Here is an 18,437-nt window from a genome sequence, read left to right as displayed (position 1 = left end):
CCCGGCGGTTGCGGGCGATGGTCAGGGCCTGGCGGGCGCTGCCTGGAGGGTATTTTCGACGCCGAATTCCTGGGTGAGGATGCGGAGGAATTCGTGGATGGGCGGTGCGAGGATCCGGTTGCGGAGGATGTGGACGCCGACTTCGCGCTGGGCGGGCTGCTCCATTTCGCGGATTTCGACGCGGGCGAGCGTGCCGCGCTCGCGCTCCCGTTCGAACGAGACGACGGGGAGGATGGCGACGCCGAGGCCGGCTTCGACCATGTGCTTGGTGGTCTCCATGTCGTCGAGCTCCATCACGGACTCGGGGACGACGCCGGCGCGGAGGAACATCGAGTAGACGAGGCTGTGGTAGCTGGAGCCGCGTTCGAAGAAGAGGAACGGCTGGCGGGCAGCCTCGGCGATCGAAACCCTGCCTTTCTGGGCGAAGGGATGGTCGGCAGGGACGACGAGGGCGAGGTCGTCGTTGTAGAGATGGAGGGACTGGATTTCGGGGTGCTGGGCGAGGCGGGTGACGGCGACATGGAACTCGCCGGCGAGGAGGGAGTCGATGATGTCTTCGGTCTGGCCCGTTGCGAGGTGGATGTGGACGCGGGGCCGCACCTCGCGGAATTTCTTGAGAATGCGGGGCAGGACGTAGCTTGCGATGGAGGTGGAGGCGCCGATGCGGATGGTGCCGACCTCGCCGTGGCGCACGGCCTCGATGGCGTCGGTGCCTTCCTGGACGGCGGTGAGGGCGCGCTGGGCGTGGGGCATGAAGGCGCGGCCGGCATCGGTGAGGGTGACGCTTCGGCCGGTGCGTTCGAAGAGGCGTTCGCCGAGTTCGCGCTCGAGGGACTGGATGCGGGCGGTGACAGAGGGCTGGGTGAGGAAAAGCGCCTCGGCTGCACGGCTGAAGGAGCGGTGGTGAGCGACCTGGATGAACGCTTCGAGCTGTGCGAGTTCCACAGGGTTACTCCACGGCGGGGTGCCGTCTCACTGTAGGGTAACGCTCAGGAACGGTAGAAGTTCGCGTTGATCTCGATGTACCTGCGCATGTCGCCCTCGAGGGAGGCGTCGTGGGCGATGGCACTGACCGGGCAGGCGAGCTCGCAGGCGGCGCAGTCGATGCACTGGTCGGGGTTGATGTAGTACTGCGGGGCGTCGTCGGTGGTGTGGATGCAATCGACGGGGCAGACATCGACGCAGGAGGCGTCTTTGACGCCGATGCAGGGCTCGGTGATGACGTAGGGCATGCTAGCGGCTCTCCTTTGCGGCGAAGGGGTCGGGGCAGACGCCGGTCTTTTCGACGATGACATCGCCGAGCACGCGGGCCTGGCAGGCGAGGCGGAGGCGGGGGTCTTCGATGGAGCGCGGGCCGCGCTGGCGGATGAGGTTTGCGCGCTCGAAACGGCCCATGGCGGAGAGGCGGCCGAGGCCGGAGATGACGAGCATGGCGCAGTTGGTGCATTCGCCGTTGCGGTTGCAGCCGACTGGCCAGTAGTAGCCGGCGGCGTTGGCGGCATCGAGGACAGTTTCGTTGTGGGGGGCGAGAAATTCGAAGCCGCCGGGCTCAACACGGACGCGGTGCACGGGCGGTATTGTGGAGCCGGCGGCGGGGGCTGTCGATGGCGGGGGTTGGTGGAGACGAGGGGACTCGAACCCCTTACCTCAGCAATGCGAATGCTGCGCTCTCCCAGATGAGCTACGTCCCCACGCAAACAGAACGAGCCGCTTCCATCGTAGGAAGCGGCTCGCGGCTGGGTCAACTGGGAGGGGGTTGGCTCAGGAGCGGTGCGAGGAGCCCCGGCCGATGCGGTAGGAGGTTTCGCCGGTGAACTCACGTTCTTTGCCGCACTTCTTACACCGCCCGGGCGTCAGCTCTCCACGCGGAGGTTCGAGGATCCAGTGATGGACGCATTCGTTCACCACCTGGAGCGCTTCAGCCTTGGACATGCAACTACCCCCTGGGTCATTCGGGATGTGGTGTTTGGCCCGGGGCTAAGGACCCCGCCACCGGCCGGGGTCAGTGTAGTCGGGGGTATAGACGGTTTCAATCGTTTATGGCGATTCGTCCAGCATGCCGGGCAAAGGTGTAATGACGACCCGCCGGGCGCCAAGGTTGATCTCCCGGACGACCTGGCCGATGGCGGGGACGAGGATTTCGCCGCGTTCGCCGTGGACGACGTACACGTCGTTGGCGCCAGGCTGGAGGACGTCGACGATGGTGCCGAGCGATTCGCCGGAGGCGGTGACGACCTCGAGGCCGATCAGTTCGTAGATGAAGTACGACTCGCTATCGTCGCGGAGGACGTCGCTATCGAGGGCTTCGAGCAGTTCGCCGTGGAGGTGCTCGACCTGGGTGCGGGTGTCAAGGCCGGAGAGCTTAATGATCCAGTCATCGCCGGCCTGGCGGGCACGTTCGACGACCCGGCGGATACCCTGGAGGTAGACGGGGCGCCCGCGCTGGATGTTGCGGGCGGTGGGGGAAAAGACTTCGACGCGGAGTTCGCCGCGGAGGGCGTGGGGCCGGAGGACGCGGGCGACGGCGGTGTAGCCGGGGCGCGGTTCAGCGGGGAGCGTCACCGGGTTGCGGGGGCGCTGGGGGCGCGGCGTTCCCGGAGCGGGGGTTTCGCTCAGTGGCCAATCTCCACGTTGACGCGGACGTCTTCGCGAACTGCGGCGACCTTGGCGAGCGTGCGGAGCGAGGTGGCGATGCGGCCGCCTTTGCCGATGACCTTGCCGTAATCGTCCTCGTGGACGTTGAGGTGGACGGTGACGCGGTCGCCGTGAATCTCCTCAGTGACGCGGACGTCCTCGGGGTGGTCGACGAGGGCTTTGGCGAGGTATTCGACGAGCTCGCCGGTCATCGTTTCGGGCATGGCTATTCGGCCGATTCGGCGGAGGCTGCAGGGCGCGCGGCCTTTTTCTTCACGACCGGGGGCTTCCGCTCGAGGACGCCGGCCCGGACGAGGATCTTCTCGGCGGCTTCGGAGGGCTGGGCGCCCTTGCTGAGCCATTCGCGGGCGCGGTCGGCGTCGATGGTGACGCGGGGCGGGTCCTGGTGGGGATCGTAGGACCCAAGGGTTTCGATGAAGCGGCCATCGCGGCGGTCGGGGCTGTTGGCGACGACGACGCGGTAGAGGGGGTAGCCCTTCTTGCCGGTGCGCCGGAGGCGGATGCGAATCATGGAAGCTCCTGCGGAACGTCCGCCGAGGGCGGACGGGATTGGCGGTGGGAATGAGGATACGACATGACGCCGTTAGGTCCACGCACGGGCATAGCGCGCATCAGCGGAAGAGCGGCATTTTGCCGGTGCTGAGGGATTTGGCGATCTTGCGGGCCTCGAAGAACTGCTTGAGCAGCTGGTTGACCTGGGCCGGGTCGGTGCCGCTGCCGCGGGCGATGCGCTTGCGCCGCTTGCCGTCGATTTTCTCGGGGTGGCGGCGCTCCCAGGGGGTCATCGAGAGGACGATGGCCTCGGCCTGGGCGAAGAAGCGGTCGTCGATCTCGTCGACCTGGAGCTGCATTTTGATGCGGTTGAACCCGGGGAGCATGGAGACGAGCTGCCCGAGGGGGCCCATTTTGCGGACTTTGCGGAGCTGCTCGACGAAGTCCTGGAGGTCGAAGGTGCCTTTCTTGAGCTTCTCCTTGAAGGCTTCGGTGTCCTCCTCGCCCATGGTTTCCTTGGCCTTCTCGATGAGGGTGAGGAGGTCACCCATGCCGAGAATGCGGCTGGCGAGGCGGTCGGGGTAGAAGGGCTCGAGGGCATCGGCTTTTTCGCCGACGCCGATGAACTTGACGGGGACGCCGGTGACGGCGCGGATGCTGAGTGCGGCGCCGCCGCGGGCGTCGCCGTCCATTTTCGTGAGGATGAGCCCGGTGGTGCCGACGCGCTCGTGGAACTCTTTGGCGGCATTGACGGCATCCTGGCCGGCCATTGCGTCGGCGACGAAGAGGACTTCCTCGGGCTGGAGGAGGCGGCGCAGCTCGGCCACCTCGTTCATCATGTCTTCGTCGATGTGGAGGCGGCCGGCGGTATCGACGATGAGATGGGTGGCCCCCATGCGCTTTGCTTTTTCGAGCGCGTTCTGGGCGATGACCGCAGGCTTGGCGGACGTGCCCTCTTCGTGGATGGGCACATCCAGCGCGCGGGCGAGGGTGACGAGCTGGTCAACGGCGGCCGGGCGGTAGATGTCGCAGGCGGCGAGGAGGGGGCGGAGGCGCTGCTTCTTGAGGAGGTTGGCGAGCTTTGCGGCGCTCGTGGTTTTGCCGGAGCCCTGGAGGCCGACGAGCATGATGACCGTGGGGGGGCGGGGCGCGGTGGCGAGCTTCGGCGCCTCGCCGCCGAGCATGTCGACCAGCTCCTGGTGGACGATGTCGATGACCTGCTGGGCGGGGGTGAGGCTGCGGAGGACTTCGGCGCCGAGGGCCTTTTCGCGGACGCGCTGGGTGAACTCGCGGACGACGCGGAAGTTGACGTCGGCCTCGAGCATGGCCATGCGCACCTCGCGGAGGGCCTGGTCGAGGTCCTCTTCGGTGACAATGCCGCGCGAGCCGAATTTCTTGAAGGCGCCCTGGAGGCGTTCGGTGAGCGTTTCGAACATCTGGTACCAGTGTAGCGGCCAGGCCGCCGTGGGGGCAGATGGGGAAGGCGGGTTCCCGTTGCGGGAACCCGCCTTCCGTTGTCGTCGCGTGCCTTCCGGGGATAGCGCAGCCTAGGGGTTGGCGCGGTAGAAGGGAACGTCGGTGCGGTTCTTGGTGGCCCAGAAGATGTTGTGGACCTCTTCGATCGCCTTCAGGAGTGCCTCGCCGTTGGCGGGGTTCGATTCGTGCTTGCACTTCGAGGCGGCCTTCGCGGCCTTCCAGAAGATGTCGTGGAGGTTGGGGTACTTCTCGAGGTGCTCGGGCTTGAAGTAGTCGTGCCAGAGGATGTCGAGCTCCTTTTTGACGAGGTCGGCCTGCTGCTCCTTGATGGCGATGAAGCGGGTGCGGGTGTTGACCGTGGCGAGGTCCTGGGCGTCGCCGAGGGCGGCGATCTTCTTTTCCATGGAGAGGACGGCCTCAGCGGCGATGCGGGCCGCGGCCGGGTCGTAGACGCCGCAGGGGCCATCGCAGTGGGCGTGGGCGATGGTCGACGGGCGGAGGAAGCGGAGAAGGTTCATGGCCTGTGGTTACTCCTGGTGGGATGGTGCGAGTGCCACGAGGGATTATAGGCGGCCGCGGCAGACCGCTGCAGGCGCGGGGCAGACGCAGCAACAACGGAGCCTGTACGATCGAGCGGCACAACTTTACGGAATGGGGGTTTCCCGTGGCAGAGACAGCAACCCTGAAGGTGGGGGACGAGGCGCCGGACTTCGAGCTGCCGATGAGCCCGACGGGCGAGAAGTTCCGGCTTTCGGACTACCGGGGCAAGAATGCGGTGGTTATCAGCTTCGTGCCGGCGGCGTTCTCGACGGTGTGCAGCAACCAGCTCCAGACCCTCAAGGAGAAAGTGCAGGAATTCCGCAACGAGGGCGCCATCCCGGTGGTTATCTCCTGCGACGGCCCGTGGGCGCAGGCGGCGTGGAAGAAGGAGCTCGGCGTGGACTTCCCGATCCTGAGCGACTTCAATCCGCACGGGGAAACCGCACGGAAATACGGCGTGCTGATCGAGTCGCGGGGTGTCGCGAACCGGGTGGTGATCGTGGTGGATAAGGAGGGGAAGGTGGCCTGGATCCAGCCGACGGAGAAGATTACGGACATCCCGGATTACGACCCGGTGCTGGCCTGCGCCAAGGGCTGACCGGAAGTGCCGCCGGCCGGCCCGGCCGCAGCGCGAAACCGCGGCGGCGCCCCTCGATTGAGGGGCGCCGCCGTTGCGTTTACGGTGCTGAGCGGGACCGTCAGGCGCCGTTGAAGACGATGACGGAGCGGTTGACCTCGCCCTTCTTGAGGGCGTCGTAGGCCTCGTTGATCTGGTCGAGGGTGTATTCGCGGGAGATGAGCTCGTCGATCTTGAGGCGCTTCTGACGGTAGAGCTCCATGAGCCAGGGCATGTCGTAGGTCTGGCGGGTGGAGCCGTAGAAGCTGCCAACGATGCCCTTTTCGCCGAGGAAGGCCATGCCGGCGTTGGGGATGGTGAGCTGCTCGGTGAGGGGGAGCATGCCGACGATGACGGCCTGGCCGCCGCGGCGGGCCATCTCGAAGGCCTGCTGGGCGGTCTTCATGAGGCCGATGGCTTCGAAGGCGTAGTCGACGCCGCCGTTCGTCATGGCGATGACCTGCTGGACGGCGTCGCCCTTGGAGGCGTCGACGACGTCAGTGGCGCCGAACTCCTTCGCAGCGGCGAGCTTCGATTCGAGGAGGTCGACGGCGATGATGCGGGAGGCGCCGGCGATCTTTGCGCCCTGGATGATGTTGAGGCCGACGCCGCCGCAGCCGACGACGGCGACGGTCTGGCCGGCCTGGAGCTTGACGGTGTTGGTGACGGCGCCGACGCCGGTCATGACGCTGCAGCCTACGAGGGCGGCGGCGCGCATGGGGACGCCTTCGGGGACGTGGACGCAGGCGTGGGCGCTCACGAGCTGGTACTCGGCGAAGGCGGACATGCCGGCGAACTGCATGATGGGCTGGCCCTTCAGCTTGACGCGGCCCATGCGGTTGAGCGCCTGGGTGTTTTCGCAGAGGTTGGGCCGGCCGGTGACGCAGCGGTTGCACGTGCCGCAGGACTGGACGAAGGCGACGACGACGCGGTCGCCCTCTTTGACATTCGTGACGCCGGGGCCGACTTTGGCGACGACGCCGGCGGACTCATGGCCGAGGACAACGGGCATGGGGTAGAGCCACTTGCCCTCCATGAAGTGGAGGTCGGAGTGGCAGACGCCGGTAACGGAGGTTTTGACGAGGACTTCGCCGGCCTGGGGTTCGTCGAGTTCGATCTCCTCGATGGCGAGGGGCTGGTTTGGCGCGTACAGGACCGCTGCTTTGACGTTCATGGGGTGTAGGGCTCCTCCTTCTTGAAGCATGGCGATTTTTCCGTCCGGTAGGTGCGGCGTCAAGCGGGGCGGCGGCGTTCGCGTTCACCCGATGGAAAGGGCGCGTGCGACGGGGGCGCCCGCGCGCCGGACGGGGCTGGAGGGGCGGCCCTGGAGGTTCATCTTTTGACAATGGGCTGCTGGCGACGATTGCCTGCGTGGTAGATGGCCGGCAGCCGGGTGAACTGCTGGTGCCCGCGTACTACTGGGCGGGCAACGGGAGCATGGTGATTCACCGGCTGAAGGGGTTCGGGCGACCGGCGGACAGCGAGGCGTATCTCCAGGCCTACGAGCCGGAGCGGCTCTGGTGGCTGCGCGACACAGCCGGGGTGAACTGCGTGTTCCTCACGTACAACTGGGGCCTGCCGCCGGAGCTGGAAGCCGAGGACTGGCGGACGTTCGAGCGGGCGGCGCGTCGGTGCCATGAGCTCGGGATGCTGGCGGCGGCGTACATCCAGCCATCGAACGCGGCGGCGCTCGGCTCGTTCGCTTCGAAACCGTGGTACGCAGTGACCCCGAAGGGAAAGCGGATCCCGTACTACAACGGGCGGTTCTTCACGTGTCTCAACGACCGGAGCTGGCGGGAATGGGTGCTGACGCGCTGCCTGGATGCCTGCCAGCGCGGGGCCGACGTCCTGTTCTTCGACAACTGTGCGTTTGGGGGAATGCCGATACCGCTGTCGCGGGACTACACGGCGTTCGCCGGCTGCGCGTGCCTGCGGTGCCGGGAGGCGTTCGGGGAGTGGCAGGCCGGACGCGGGCTGGACCCGCTGCCGCTGCCGCGGCTGTTCCGGCCGGGGCGGAGCGAGGCGGCACGGCGGTTCGCCGAATGGCGCGCCGGGACGCTGACGGAGTTCTTGCGGGGCATTGTCGAGCAAGTGCGGCTGGCCTACCCGGGGACGAGGTTCGTGACGAACACGGTCGGCGGCGTGAACGTGAACACGTTCAATGTGTTCGGCGCGGACCTTCCCGCGATTGCGTCGTTCATGGACTGGCTGTTCGTGGAGAATCTGCAATCGCCGCGGGCAGCGAACGGCATGCTGGTGCAGAACGCCGGGACCTACAAGCTGCTGCGGGCGCTGAGACCCGGGGCGCCGGCGCTGAGCATCGCCTACGAGCGGGGGATCGGCGTGGACGGGCCGCCGCCGCCGTCGACGTTTGCGAAGATTGCGGCAGAGGGGTACGCGGCGGGCGGGGTGCCGGTGCTGCGGGCGGCAGAGTACATCGAGGACGAAAAGTGGACGCTGCTGCGGCAGGGCCGCGACGATGCGCGGCTCGCGGCGTTCGGCGAGGTGGTCCGGCAGTTCGGCGCGCTGCTCGCAGACGGGTGCGACCGGCAGGAGGCGGCGCGCGTCGGCGTCTTCGTGCCGGACGCGATCGGCTGGCGGGGCGACCTCTACCCGGGCGACGAGGACGACTACCTCGCGGTGGTCCAGGCGCTGGTTGGTGCTGGCATTCCCTTCCGGGTCATCGGTGAGCGGCACGGGCCGTGCGACCTGGGCTGCCTGCTCCTCCCGGCAAGCGCGGCGCCGCCGGCGTGGTTCCACGGCCGGGTGCTGCGCTTCGGGGAGCTTGGCCTGAAGCGGCGTGGCCACAGCGGGTTTCGCTGGTTTGCCGGGCCGCTCGAGCCGGTGATCCGGGTGCTGGGGCCGCGGGTGGTGGACGGGTACTACAGCCGGGTGCATGTGCGGCGGTTCGTCGACCGGCTGGACCTGCTGTTCCGGCTGGTGTTCGGCGGGCGGTTCGCGCGGGTGCCGATGGACGAGGGGATGGCGCGGGTGCTGGCGGCGATGAACCCGGCGCAGGTTGAACTCTCCGGGCCGGGGTATGCGGACCTGTGGGAGGGACCGCGAGGGCTTGAGGTGCACCTCGTGAACTACGGAGACGCGCCGCTGGCGGCGAGCGTCCGGCCCGGGATGCACGCGTTCGCCGGGGTGCAGGGCGGCGAACTGCTCGACGATGGGCGGGTACGGGTTGGGCGGTACGCTGTGGTGCTGCTGGAGCGGGTGCGGCCTGGCGGTGCTCAGCCGGCGGCCGCCGCACGATGATCCGCGCCGTCGCGCTCGCGCTGCGGATCGGGGCCGGGGCGGCCCTCGGGCTGGCGGTCATCGTCGCAGGGCGGGAGATCTGGCGGAACCACGAGGGCTGGGCGGTGGATGCGCTGGGGTGGGCCGCGGCGCTGTATGCGGCGCAGGTGGCGATGCTGGCGCTCGGGTGGCAGTGGCTCGGCGAGGGAACCTGGCCGGGAAGGGCTCGCAGGGTATGGCTTCGCGCATTTGTGCACGGGTGGGTGGTTCGGTACCTGCCGGGCCCGCCGACGGGGCCGGCAGGGAAGTACCTCGCGCTCCGTGACGCCGGGGCCGGGGCGCCGGTCATCGCGGCGCTGCTGTGGGTGGAGCAGGTGCTCCAGCTGGCGGCATCGATTGCGGTGCCGGCGGCGCTGGCCGTGCCGGCCTACGGACTGGAATGGTGGTGGGCGGCGGCAGGTGGTCTCACCGCGGCTGCGGGCCTGGCGCTGGGCGGGGCGCGGCCGGGATTGGTCCGCCGGGTGAGCGGGCGGTTCGGACCGCGCGGGGAGCGGAGCGGCGTCGTCGTGGCAGCGGGCCCGGCCGTGCTGGGTTTTGCGGCGATGTCGGCGGCGGCCCTGCTGGCGGGGCTCGCTTTTCACGTCGCGGCGGTGGTGGTCAGCCCATGGCCGCTGTCGCGCTGGGAGGAGGGGGTCGCGGTGTTTGCGCTGGCGAGCCTGGCCGGGTATGTGACGCCGTTTGCACCCTCGGGCGCCGGGGTGCGGGAGAGCGTGATCGTGGCGCTCCTCGGCGGACAGCTCGGCGCAGCGACAGCGCTGACGGTGGCCGTGGTGGCGCGGGCGACGGCCGTTCTCGTGGATGCGGCGCTGGCAGCGGGCTACTTCGGCGCGGGGCGGATCGGCCGCGGGGTGGCGCGGCGGGCATCGGCGGCGACGCTTTCGAACAGGCGGGCGTAGTCGGCAGCGACGTCGGCCCACGATCGGACGGGCGGCCGCGGCCTCGGCGGCGCCGCCAGCGCCGACTGGACGGCGACGGCCCAGGCGGCAGGGTCGGCCGGCGCGACGAGCGTGGCCCCGCTGACACTGGCCATGTCGACCAGGCCTTCGAGAGCGGCGACAAGGACGGGAACTCCGGCGGCAGCGGCCTCGGCGGGGGCGATACCGAAGCCCTCGGGCCGACCGGGGACGGGGACGTTCGGCGCGACGAAGAGGTCGGCGCAGGCGTAGAGGCGGTCGACAGCGACGTCGGGCAGCGGGCCGAGGAGCACCAGGCGCGGCTCGGCGGCGGCGACGGCGCGGAGGCGGGGCAGTTCGGGGCCGTCGCCGGCGACGGCGAAGACGACGTCGCGGGGGAGGAGCGGCAGTACCTGGCTGGCGAACCAGACGATGCCTTTCCGTTCGACCAGGCGGCCGACGCTCACGATGAGCGGGCCCCGGGGCGGGAGGCCGAGGGCGGCCCGGGCTGCGGCCCGGTCCGGCGCGCGCTGGATGCGGGTGAAGCGGGCGACATCGACGCCGTTGAGGATGACGCGCGGGCGGAAGCCGCAGCGGCGGGTGACTTCGCCGGCGGTGTAGGTGCTGACGGCGACGACGCGGCGGGGGCCGAGGCGGCGGAGCGCCATGCGGACGAGGCCGCCGTAACCCGGGAAGGGGCGGGTGACGTCCTGGCCGTGGACGGTGACGACGGCGGGGGCGTCGGCCAGCGCCTCGAAGAGCGGCGCGGCGAGCGCAAGAAGCCCGTCGCCGAGGTGGATGGCAGAGACGCGGCCGCGGGCAGCGGCGCACTGGATGACGGCGGAGCCGATGAAGAGCGGGAGCCGGCGCTGGCCGCGGCGGAGGGCACAGACCCGGGACGGGCCGGGGTAGGCCGCGGTGAGCTGGCGGGAGAACTCTTCCATGCCGCCGATGGCGGGAGGGTACTTGCGGGTGATGAAAAGGATCACAAGGGGAGTGAACGTGGCAAAGATGAACGGTCGGTTGTGAGGGCGCCGTTTTCTTAACGCTCCGTTCGCGAGACGTGAACGGCCCGACAACGGGGCGACGGTATTCCTGAGGGAGCAATACAGGAGCAAATCATTTGGAAGCAGAACGGGTCCTGGTCATCGGCGTCGGCCGCATCGGGGCGGTGACGGCGGTCGGGCTGGCGCACCTCCTTCACGACGTGACAGGAGTAGACACGAACGCCGGGCGGGTGGAGGAGCTGCAGGCCGGCCGGCTGCGGGAGGCGGAACCCGGCCTCCGGGCGGCGCTGCAGAGCGCGCTGCGGCTGCGGGCGCTGCGCTTCGCGCCCGGCGCGGCGCCAGGAGGGTTCGATTTCGCCTTCCTGTGTGTCGATACGCCGCCGCTGCCGGGCGGGGAGCCCGACCTGCGGCAGCTGTTTGCGGCGGCCGAATACGCGGCGCGGACGCTGCGACCCGGGGGCACGGTCGTGACCCGCTCGACGGTGCCGCCGGGGACCGGCGACAGGCTGGAGGCGGCGTTGCGGGCTGCCGGGCGGGGCGACCTTGGGGTCGTGCATGTGCCGGAGTTCCTGCGGGAGGGGCGGGCATGGGAGGATTTCCGGGAGCCGGACCGGATCGTGGTTGGGGCGCGGGACCGGGTGCGGTGCGAGCGGGTGGCCCGGCTGTTCGCGGGGATATCGGCGCCGGTGTACCGGTGCGACCGGGTGACGGCGGAGCTGGCGAAGTACGCGGCGAATGCGTTCCTCGCGACGACAGTGAGCTTCGCAAACGAGATGGCCGACCTCGCTGCGAGGCTGGGCGCTGACCCGGAGGTGCTGTTCGAGACGCTGCGCGCGGACCGGCGTATTGGACGGGAGGCCTACCTCGGGCCGGGGCTCGGGTTCGGCGGCCACTGCCTGCCGAAGGACACGGCAGCCCTGGAGTACGTGGCGGCAGCGCGGGGGCTGACGCTCCACCAGCTGCAAGCGACGATCCGGGTGAACCGGGAGCGGGTCGGGCAGGCCGCGGCGTGGCTTGACGAGGCGCTGGGCGGGCTCGAGGGGCGGACGATTGCGGTGCTGGGGCTGGCGTTCAAGCCGGGCACGGACGACCTGCGGGAATCGCGGGCGCTGGCGCTGGCTGAAGCGCTGGCGCTGCACGGCGCGGAGGTGCGGGGCTACGACCCGCTCGTCCGGGAGGCGCCGGGCATCTGCTGCCCGGGCACGCTGCCGGCAGCGCTCGAAGGCGCGGACGCGCTCGTGGTGGCGCACCGGGCCGACTGGGTCCGTGCGCTTGACCCGTGCGAGGCGGCAGCGCTGATGGCGCGGCAGCTCGTCTACGATGCGCCGGGCGGGATTGACCACCGGGCGTGGGCCGCAGCGGGCTTCGTGACGAACCGCTGCCTGCGCGAGCCGGTTGCAGCGGCGGACGGGTCCGAGCGGTGAGGGTCCTGCTGGCGACGGACTCGTTTCCGCCCAAGATTGACGGTGTTTCGGACACGGCGGCGACGGTCGCCCGGGTGCTCCGCCAGCTCGGGCACACGCCGCGGGTGGTCGCCCCGGCGCCGGGTCCGGGGATGGTGGAGGGCGCCCGGGTAGCGCGGATCGGTTCGGTGCCGGCGCCGCTTTACCCGGAGCTGCGGCTTGGGCTGGCGCTCGACCGGGTCGCGCGGATTGCGCGGGCGCGCTGGGATGGGGCGATCGTGTTCACGCCAGGGCCAATCGGGGCGACGGCTGCGCTGGCACTGCGGGGGGAGACGCCGCTGCTGAACATTTACACGACGGATATCCCGCGCTACCTGCAGACGTACGGGATGCACCGGTTCGTGGGAGCGGCCACGTGGCTGCTCCGGCGGATGGCGGAGCGTGCGGAGCGGACGCTCTGCCCGACGCGCTTCGTGGAGGAGGAGCTGCGGACGATGGGGTTTCCGCGGCTGGAGGTCTGGGGACGGGGCGTCGATACGGAGCTGTTCAACCCGGGCCGCCGAAGCGCGGCGATGCGGGCCCGGCTGACGGGCGGCGAGCCGGGACGGCCGCTGGTGCTGTACGTGGGGCGGCTGGCGAAGGAGAAGCGGCTCGAGACGCTGGCAGAGGTCGTGGAAACGCTGCCCGAGGTACGGCTGGCGCTGGTCGGCGACGGGCCGGAACGGGCCCGGCTGGAGGAGCTGTTCGCCGGGCGGCCGGTGGTGTTCACGGGCTATCTCCGGGGGGTGGAGCTGGCGGAGGCGTTTGCTTCAGCGGATGTGTTCGTGTTCCCGAGCTGGACGGACACGTTCGGGCAGGTGGTGCTGCAGGCGATGGCATGCGGGCTGCCGCCGGTGGTCGTGACCGGCTCAGCGACAGCGGAGCTGGTGCCGCCCGGGGTCTGCGGCCTGCACGTGGCGCCCGGGCGGCCGGGGGCGCTGGCGGCGGCGGTGCGGCGGCTGGTGGAGGACGGGGGGATGCGGCGCTCGATGGGGCTGGCCGCAGCAGCCCATGCGCGGCGGTATTCGTGGGAGGCGCTGGTGCTGCGCCTGGTGGAGCTGCTTTCGCCCGGGGACGCTCCGGGCCAGGTGGACGTGCCGCCTCCATTCGCGAAGTAGGCCGTGAGGATGCCTCGCCGAAGGCGGGGCGAGCTGTGCTCGTCGAACTCCGCCGGTACAGGGGGCCGGGCTAGTCGCCGGGGGCAGGCGCGAGCAGCTCTGCGGCGTCGCTGAGGAGGGCGGCGAGCCAGGCGACAGCGGATGCGGCAAGCGCAGCGAGGATAAGTTTCATAGTGCAATCGTCGAGCGGGCGGGTTAACAGCCGTGGAAGACTGCGGAGGGGGCCGGTTCGAGGTCGCGAGGGCCCTCTTCGAGCGCAATAAACTCGCGGAAGAGTTCGCGCTTTTTCTGGCGGTGGCGATGTTCGGCGGAGAGGAGGCAGTCGAGGAAGCGGACGGCAGCGACGACGTGGGGCCCCTTGTTGAGCATGACGCAATCGGCACGGGTGGCGGCTGCGGCGTCGGTGATTTCGGGACGGGCGGGCATGCCCTGCCGTGCAAGGGTTTCGAGCACCTGGGTCGCCCAGATGGAGGGGACGTGGGCGGCCTCGGTGAGACAGAGGATGGCTTCCTGGTAGAGGGCGAGATCGTCCCAGCCGACTTCGATGGCGAGGTCGCCGCGCGCGACCATGACGCCGAAGGAGCGGCGGCGGAGGCCTTCGAGGAGGATCGGGACGAGGCCGCGGGCGGCGGCGCGGGTCTCGATCTTGGCGATGATGCCGTGGTCGTGGAGGCCGCGGAGGTCGAGTTCGGCGGCGAGGCGGGCGATATCGGCCGGGGCATGGACGAAGGAGAGCCCGACGAGGTCAGCGAACGCAGCGGCGACGTCGAGGCTGGCGAAGTCGTCGGCCGTGAGGGCGGGCAGCGGGAGGGCAACGCCGGGGAAGTTGAGCCCCTTTTCGGGACGGAGGCGGCGGCGCCGGCCGACCGGTGTTTCGAGGAGGATTTCGACCCAGGCTTCGGTGACGGCGACGACCGTGCCTACGAACTTGCCGTCGTCGATGGCGACCGGGTGACCTGGCGCGATGACGCGAAGGGCCTCGGGGTGGCTGCAGGGGAGCGCAGGGATGTCCTCGGCGGGCGGCTCAGGGAGCGGGTCGGCGTTGCGGAGGAGCCGGAGGCGGTCACCTGCGCCGAGGCGGAGCTCGCCGGGGAAGGTCCCGACGCGCAGGCGGGGGCCGGAGAGGTCGAAGAGGATGTGGCAGCGCCGCGGCGGGGGCGTGCCCTGGCGTTCGAGTTCGAGCTCGGCGTGGCGGACGGCATCGGCGAGAGACTGCCAGTCGGCCGGGCGGCCGTGGGCGGCGTTGATGCGGGCGACGTCCATGCCGGCGCGAAGGAGTTCGATGCTGTGGAGCACCGGGTCGGGGACGGTGTGGTCGAGGGTGACCATGATGCGGGTTGTCCGGCCGGGCCGCGGCCGGCCGAAGAGGCGGACCGTGCGCTCTTCCTGGAGGCGGAGGGCCTGGTCGCGGGAGGGAACGAAGGGGCGGGGCGCCGTGCCGGCCAGCCAGGCGCGGACCTGTTCGAGCGAATCGAGGACGTTCGGCTCGAGGCGGCCGAGCGAGCTGAGGCCGAGGTCGGCAAGCGCAACCTGGATGTCGGCGATATCGCGGCTGCGGAGGGCGCGGTAGGCGAGGAGGTTGGCGGCGCTGGTTGCGGCGTCGCCGACCAGGCCTGGGGGGACGGCTGCGGAAGCACGAAGGGCAAGCTCCTGGAGTTCTTCCAGGCGGCGAAGGAGATGCGCGCGCTCCATCCGGGTGATCGTTGAGGATGGAGCGCAAACGAGCCGTTAACGGCGGGGCGGGTCAGGCCAGGCGCACGAGGGTCCGGCCGCGGACTTTGCCCTGGAGGATATCGGCGCAGACGGCCGGGACGCCATCGAGGTCGGTTTCGACGGCGATGGAGTCGAGCAGGCCGCGGGGTTTCAGGTCGGTGGCGAGGCGCTGCCAGGTGCGCCGGCGGCGGTCCATCGGGGTGTAGACGGAGTCGATGCCGAGGAGGTTCACGTTGCGGAGGATGAAGGGGTAGACGGTGGTGTTGAAGGTGTTGCCGCCGGTGAGGCCGCTGAGGGCGATGCTGGCGCCGTACTTCATGGTGCGGATGAGATAGGCGGTGGTTGCGCCGCCGACGGGGTCGACGGCACCGGCCCAGCGCTCGGATTCAAGCGGGCGGGTGCTTTCGGCGCTGACCTCTTCGCGGGAGAGGATTTCGGAGGCGCCGAGTTCGCGGAGGTAGGCGTGTTCGGAGGCCTTGCCGGTGCTGGCGGCGACGGTGTAGCCGGCCTGGGCGAGCATCGCGACGGCGGTGGAGCCGACGCCGCCGGTGGCGCCGGTGACGATGACGGTGCCGTTTTCGGGGCGGAGGCCGTTATGTTCGAGGGCCTCGAGGGAGAGGGCGGCGGTGAAGCCGGCGGTGCCGATGGCCATCGCCTCTTTTTGCGTCAGGCCAGGCGGAAGGGGCATGACCCAGTCGCCGGGGACGCGGGCGAGCTCGGCGAAGCCGCCGGGGTGGCTGACGCCGACGTCGTAGCCGGTGACGACGACCTCCTGGCCGGGGGCGAAGCGGCTGTCGGAGGATTCAAGGACGACGCCCGCGAGGTCGACGCCGGGGACCATGGGGTAGGTGCGGATGACGCGGCCGGTTGGGGAAAGGGCGAGGCCGTCCTTGTAGTTGATGGAGCTCCAGTGGACGCGGATGGTGACGTCGCCGGGCGGGAGGTCGGCTTCGGAGAGTTCGCGGACGGCGACGGAGAAGGCGTCGCCCTGCTTATCAACGACGAGGGCGCGGTAGGTCATGCGGGGGCTCCTCGGGGAGGGTGTGGGGGAAAGGGTGCGGTGCCGGGGGAAGAGAAGCAAGGAGGGAGGAGGGAGCCCCGCCACGGCCGCTCCGCCGCCCCGAGGGAGGAGGGAGGAGGGAGCCCCGCCATGGCCGCTCCGCCAGTCCCGGAGGAGGAGGGAGGAGGGAGCCCCAGCCCGCCGCTCCGCCGCCCTGAGGGAGGAGGGAGGAGCGGGGAGCGGGGAGCAGGGAGCGGGGAGCAGGGAGCAGGGAACGGGGAGCGGGGTAGAATGCGGCGATGTGCCGTTCGCGAGGGGATGTCGATGATTGAGGAGCTGCGGGCGGACCGGTTCCGGGTGGAGGTCGCGGCGCCGCGGGGGTTCCGGCAGGCGTTCGTGCGGGAGGGGGTCGGCGGGGTGCCGTTGCTGCTGGTGCACGGCTGGCCGGAGACGAAGCGGATCTGGTGGCGGAACATCGGGGTGCTGGCCGCTGCGGGCTTCGAGGTGATTGCGCCGGACCTGCGCGGCTTCGGTGATTCGGAGGTGGGGCCCGACGGTTTCCACGATGTGCCGTCGCACGCGCGGGACCTGTATGCGCTGGTGCATGATGTGCTGGGGCACGAGCGGGTGGTGGCGGTCGGCGGCGACCTCGGCGGGCCGGTGATCCAGGACCTCTCGCTGCGGTACCCCGGGTTCGTGGACCGGATGGTGCTGTTCAATTCGCCGCTGCCGTACGACCGGGAGCTGATGGCGGGGCTGCGGACGCGGTCGCCGAGGGAGGCGATGGACTACTACATCCGGCAGGGGACGGACGCTGACGGGCTGGTGGCGGAGCTGGCGACGCCGGAGATGCGGCGGCGGTACATCGCGACGTTCTATACGTCGAGGTTCTGGGCGCACCCGGGGGCGTTCACGCAGGAGGCGGTGGAGTTCATGACGGAGCCGTTCGCGGACGGGGCGAAGCTGCGGGCGAGCTTCGGGGCGTACGAGGCGTCGTTCCGGGAGTCGGCGCGGAGCGAGCCGTCAGCGATGGCGGCGCCGAACCCGACGCGGACGCTGATCCTGTTCGGACCGAGCGACAACGTAATCTACCCGGACTTCGACCTGATGGCGGCACGGGTGTTCCCGGAGCACGCGGGGCCGTTCCTGCTGCGCGATTGCGGGCATTTTGTGCAGTGGGAGGCGGCGCACGCGCTGAACTCGGCGGTCATTGCGTGGTGCGGGGACCTGCTGGCGGGGCGGCGTCGGTAGTTCGGGGGTCGCCGAGTGGCGACAGCCCGGTTGCGGCACGGCCAAGATGGGCGGACCGGAGGGAAGAGCTGGCCGGCGTCACCTGCCTCCGCGGAGGATGTGTTCCCCGACGGCGAGCAGTTTTTCGAGCGAAACTCTGCCCCGGATGACCGTTAAAATGCCGTCACGGTAGGTCACCAGGGCTGCCTCGCCGACCCCGTGGTCGGGGAGAATTGGGACGGCAACGGCTGCCGGGCCGCCGGCAACCTCCATCTCCCGAATACGCGGAGCAGGCACCCAGAGAGACGCGGCCGGGGGACCGTTCCTCGGTTCGAGCCTGCTTTTGGTGACGGTGAGACCGCCTCCCCGGAACACCCCGGCCGGGTCCGGGTCGAACGCGTAGTCAACGCTCACCTCAAGGGGCCGGCCATCATCCTCACAGACGATCACCCACCCGAGATGGCCGCCTTTAAACCCCTGGACGGGCAGGCTGAGCGGGAGGTCGAGCGGCGTGCCGACTGCGTCCTTGAGCGTTCCCCAGCGGGTTTTGGTGCAGCGGGGCAACTGGTCGACGCCATGGTCGGCGTCGGGCCCGATGCGGACCCCGGCCAGTACGCCGTCGAAACGGGGCAGCTCGCGGTCGGCGTCCTGGTAGCGTACGTACCACAGCGGCTTGCTGGTGTCGGGGTCCAGGGGGAGGCCGGTGTACGGGTCGACGCCGGCAGGGGCCTGAGGTATGGCCGTCGCTGTCCCGGGCGCCGGTGTGGCCGCGGCTGCCGATGCTGCCGGCGTACCGGCCGCAGCCGCCGGGGGCGACCCGTCATCGCCACCCGCCTGGCGGCCGATGGCGAACCCCACCACGCCAAGCGCCAGCACCCCAGCGAGGGTTCCGGCGATGCCCAGGACACGTTTGTTCGTCATCTCGCTCATCCGGTTCGACGGATGCTGTGAGGGT

Annotated in this window: 20 protein-coding genes and 1 tRNA gene; 6 read left to right on the top strand and 15 right to left on the bottom strand. The window is 70.2% G+C overall.

The genetic code is table 11. The annotated features are described in order from the left end of the window. Positions 1-21 precede the first annotated feature (21 nt). The 10 genes from Tbon_RS10105 to sodN all read right to left on the bottom strand — a co-directional run bounded on the left by Tbon_RS10105 (position 22) and on the right by sodN (position 5,141). A complete protein-coding gene (locus Tbon_RS10105) occupies positions 22-945 on the bottom strand; it encodes a LysR family transcriptional regulator (RefSeq protein ID WP_158067589.1) in 924 nt (307 codons plus the stop codon). 44 nt (positions 946-989) lie between these two features. Continuing rightward, positions 990-1,232, bottom strand: coding sequence for a 4Fe-4S dicluster domain-containing protein (locus tag Tbon_RS10100; RefSeq protein ID WP_158067588.1), 243 nt, complete (start codon positions 1,230-1,232; stop codon positions 990-992). Position 1,233: 1 nt separating this feature from the next. Further along, positions 1,234-1,569, bottom strand: a complete 336-nt coding sequence (locus Tbon_RS10095; protein ID WP_192497903.1) for a 2Fe-2S iron-sulfur cluster-binding protein — start codon at positions 1,567-1,569, stop codon at positions 1,234-1,236. Between the two features lie 46 nt (positions 1,570-1,615). Beyond that, positions 1,616-1,691 (bottom strand) — tRNA-Ala (locus Tbon_RS10090). Between the two features lie 70 nt (positions 1,692-1,761). Next, positions 1,762-1,932 carry a hypothetical protein gene (locus Tbon_RS13915; protein WP_165772714.1) on the bottom strand — a complete coding sequence of 57 codons (171 nt, stop codon included), beginning with the start codon at positions 1,930-1,932 and terminating at the stop codon, positions 1,762-1,764. A 105-nt stretch (positions 1,933-2,037) separates the two neighbouring features. After that, positions 2,038-2,562 carry a ribosome maturation factor RimM gene (gene rimM / locus Tbon_RS10085; protein WP_192497902.1) on the bottom strand — a complete coding sequence of 175 codons (525 nt, stop codon included), beginning with the start codon at positions 2,560-2,562 and terminating at the stop codon, positions 2,038-2,040. A 50-nt stretch (positions 2,563-2,612) separates the two neighbouring features. Then, on the bottom strand, positions 2,613-2,858 hold the full coding sequence (locus tag Tbon_RS10080; RefSeq protein ID WP_225734596.1) for a KH domain-containing protein: 246 nt from the start codon (positions 2,856-2,858) through the stop codon (positions 2,613-2,615). A gap of 2 nt (positions 2,859-2,860) precedes the next feature. Beyond that, the gene (rpsP, locus tag Tbon_RS10075) at positions 2,861-3,166 is read right to left on the bottom strand and encodes a 30S ribosomal protein S16 (RefSeq protein ID WP_158067585.1); all 306 of its coding nucleotides are present in this window, start codon (positions 3,164-3,166) and stop codon (positions 2,861-2,863) included. 100 nt (positions 3,167-3,266) lie between these two features. After that, the gene (gene ffh, locus Tbon_RS10070) at positions 3,267-4,583 is read right to left on the bottom strand and encodes a signal recognition particle protein (RefSeq protein WP_158067584.1); all 1,317 of its coding nucleotides are present in this window, start codon (positions 4,581-4,583) and stop codon (positions 3,267-3,269) included. A 111-nt stretch (positions 4,584-4,694) separates the two neighbouring features. Further along, entirely contained in the window at positions 4,695-5,141 is a 447-nt protein-coding gene (gene sodN / locus Tbon_RS10065; protein WP_158067583.1) for a superoxide dismutase, Ni, read from the bottom strand. A gap of 146 nt (positions 5,142-5,287) precedes the next feature. Here sodN and Tbon_RS10060 point away from each other — a divergent pair, with 146 nt between their 5' ends. Continuing rightward, a complete protein-coding gene (locus Tbon_RS10060; protein ID WP_192497901.1) occupies positions 5,288-5,761 on the top strand; it encodes a peroxiredoxin in 474 nt (157 codons plus the stop codon). A 100-nt stretch (positions 5,762-5,861) separates the two neighbouring features. Here the strand turns inward: Tbon_RS10060 and Tbon_RS10055 are convergent, their stop codons facing one another. Next, positions 5,862-6,953 carry a Zn-dependent alcohol dehydrogenase gene (locus Tbon_RS10055; protein WP_158067581.1) on the bottom strand — a complete coding sequence of 364 codons (1,092 nt, stop codon included), beginning with the start codon at positions 6,951-6,953 and terminating at the stop codon, positions 5,862-5,864. 197 nt (positions 6,954-7,150) lie between these two features. On the opposite strand from Tbon_RS10055, the gene Tbon_RS10050 reads away from it, so the two are divergent. Together Tbon_RS10050 and Tbon_RS10045 are read left to right on the top strand one after the other, a co-directional pair. Next, positions 7,151-9,040 carry a hypothetical protein gene (locus Tbon_RS10050; protein WP_158067580.1) on the top strand — a complete coding sequence of 630 codons (1,890 nt, stop codon included), beginning with the start codon at positions 7,151-7,153 and terminating at the stop codon, positions 9,038-9,040. Next, on the top strand, positions 9,037-9,975 hold the full coding sequence (locus Tbon_RS10045) for a hypothetical protein (protein WP_158067579.1): 939 nt from the start codon (positions 9,037-9,039) through the stop codon (positions 9,973-9,975). Before Tbon_RS10050 ends, Tbon_RS10045 begins: the two co-directional genes overlap by 4 nt. Here Tbon_RS10045 and Tbon_RS10040 read toward each other — a convergent pair. After that, positions 9,897-10,961, bottom strand: coding sequence for a glycosyltransferase family 4 protein (locus Tbon_RS10040; RefSeq protein WP_158067578.1), 1,065 nt, complete (start codon positions 10,959-10,961; stop codon positions 9,897-9,899). The two genes, Tbon_RS10045 and Tbon_RS10040, sit on opposite strands and share 79 nt — an antisense overlap. A 134-nt stretch (positions 10,962-11,095) precedes the next feature. On the opposite strand from Tbon_RS10040, the gene Tbon_RS10035 reads away from it, so the two are divergent. Together Tbon_RS10035 and Tbon_RS10030 are read left to right on the top strand one after the other, a co-directional pair. Beyond that, positions 11,096-12,403, top strand: coding sequence for a UDP-glucose dehydrogenase family protein (locus Tbon_RS10035; protein ID WP_158067577.1), 1,308 nt, complete (start codon positions 11,096-11,098; stop codon positions 12,401-12,403). Beyond that, positions 12,400-13,539: a glycosyltransferase family 4 protein gene (locus tag Tbon_RS10030; protein WP_192497900.1), complete on the top strand. Its 1,140-nt coding sequence runs from the start codon at positions 12,400-12,402 to the stop codon at positions 13,537-13,539. Before Tbon_RS10035 ends, Tbon_RS10030 begins: the two co-directional genes overlap by 4 nt. 195 nt (positions 13,540-13,734) lie before the next feature. Here the strand turns inward: Tbon_RS10030 and Tbon_RS10025 are convergent, their stop codons facing one another. Next, positions 13,735-15,231 carry a pyruvate kinase gene (locus tag Tbon_RS10025; protein ID WP_158067575.1) on the bottom strand — a complete coding sequence of 499 codons (1,497 nt, stop codon included), beginning with the start codon at positions 15,229-15,231 and terminating at the stop codon, positions 13,735-13,737. Between the two features lie 52 nt (positions 15,232-15,283). Continuing rightward, on the bottom strand, positions 15,284-16,273 hold the full coding sequence (locus Tbon_RS10020) for an acrylyl-CoA reductase family protein (protein WP_158067574.1): 990 nt from the start codon (positions 16,271-16,273) through the stop codon (positions 15,284-15,286). A gap of 303 nt (positions 16,274-16,576) precedes the next feature. Between Tbon_RS10020 and Tbon_RS10015 the strand changes: the two genes are divergently transcribed. After that, complete coding sequence (locus tag Tbon_RS10015) at positions 16,577-17,503, top strand: alpha/beta fold hydrolase (protein ID WP_192497899.1); 927 nt, start codon at positions 16,577-16,579, stop codon at positions 17,501-17,503. Between the two features lie 78 nt (positions 17,504-17,581). Here the strand turns inward: Tbon_RS10015 and Tbon_RS10010 are convergent, their stop codons facing one another. Beyond that, on the bottom strand, positions 17,582-18,403 hold the full coding sequence (locus Tbon_RS10010) for a hypothetical protein (RefSeq protein WP_158067572.1): 822 nt from the start codon (positions 18,401-18,403) through the stop codon (positions 17,582-17,584). Between the last annotated feature and the right edge of the window lie 34 nt (positions 18,404-18,437).

Origin of the sequence: Tepidiforma bonchosmolovskayae, assembly GCF_008838325.1 — a bacterium.
GTDB lineage: Bacteria > Chloroflexota > Dehalococcoidia > Tepidiformales > Tepidiformaceae > Tepidiforma > Tepidiforma bonchosmolovskayae.
This window is presented reverse-complemented; position numbering and strand designations above follow the sequence as displayed.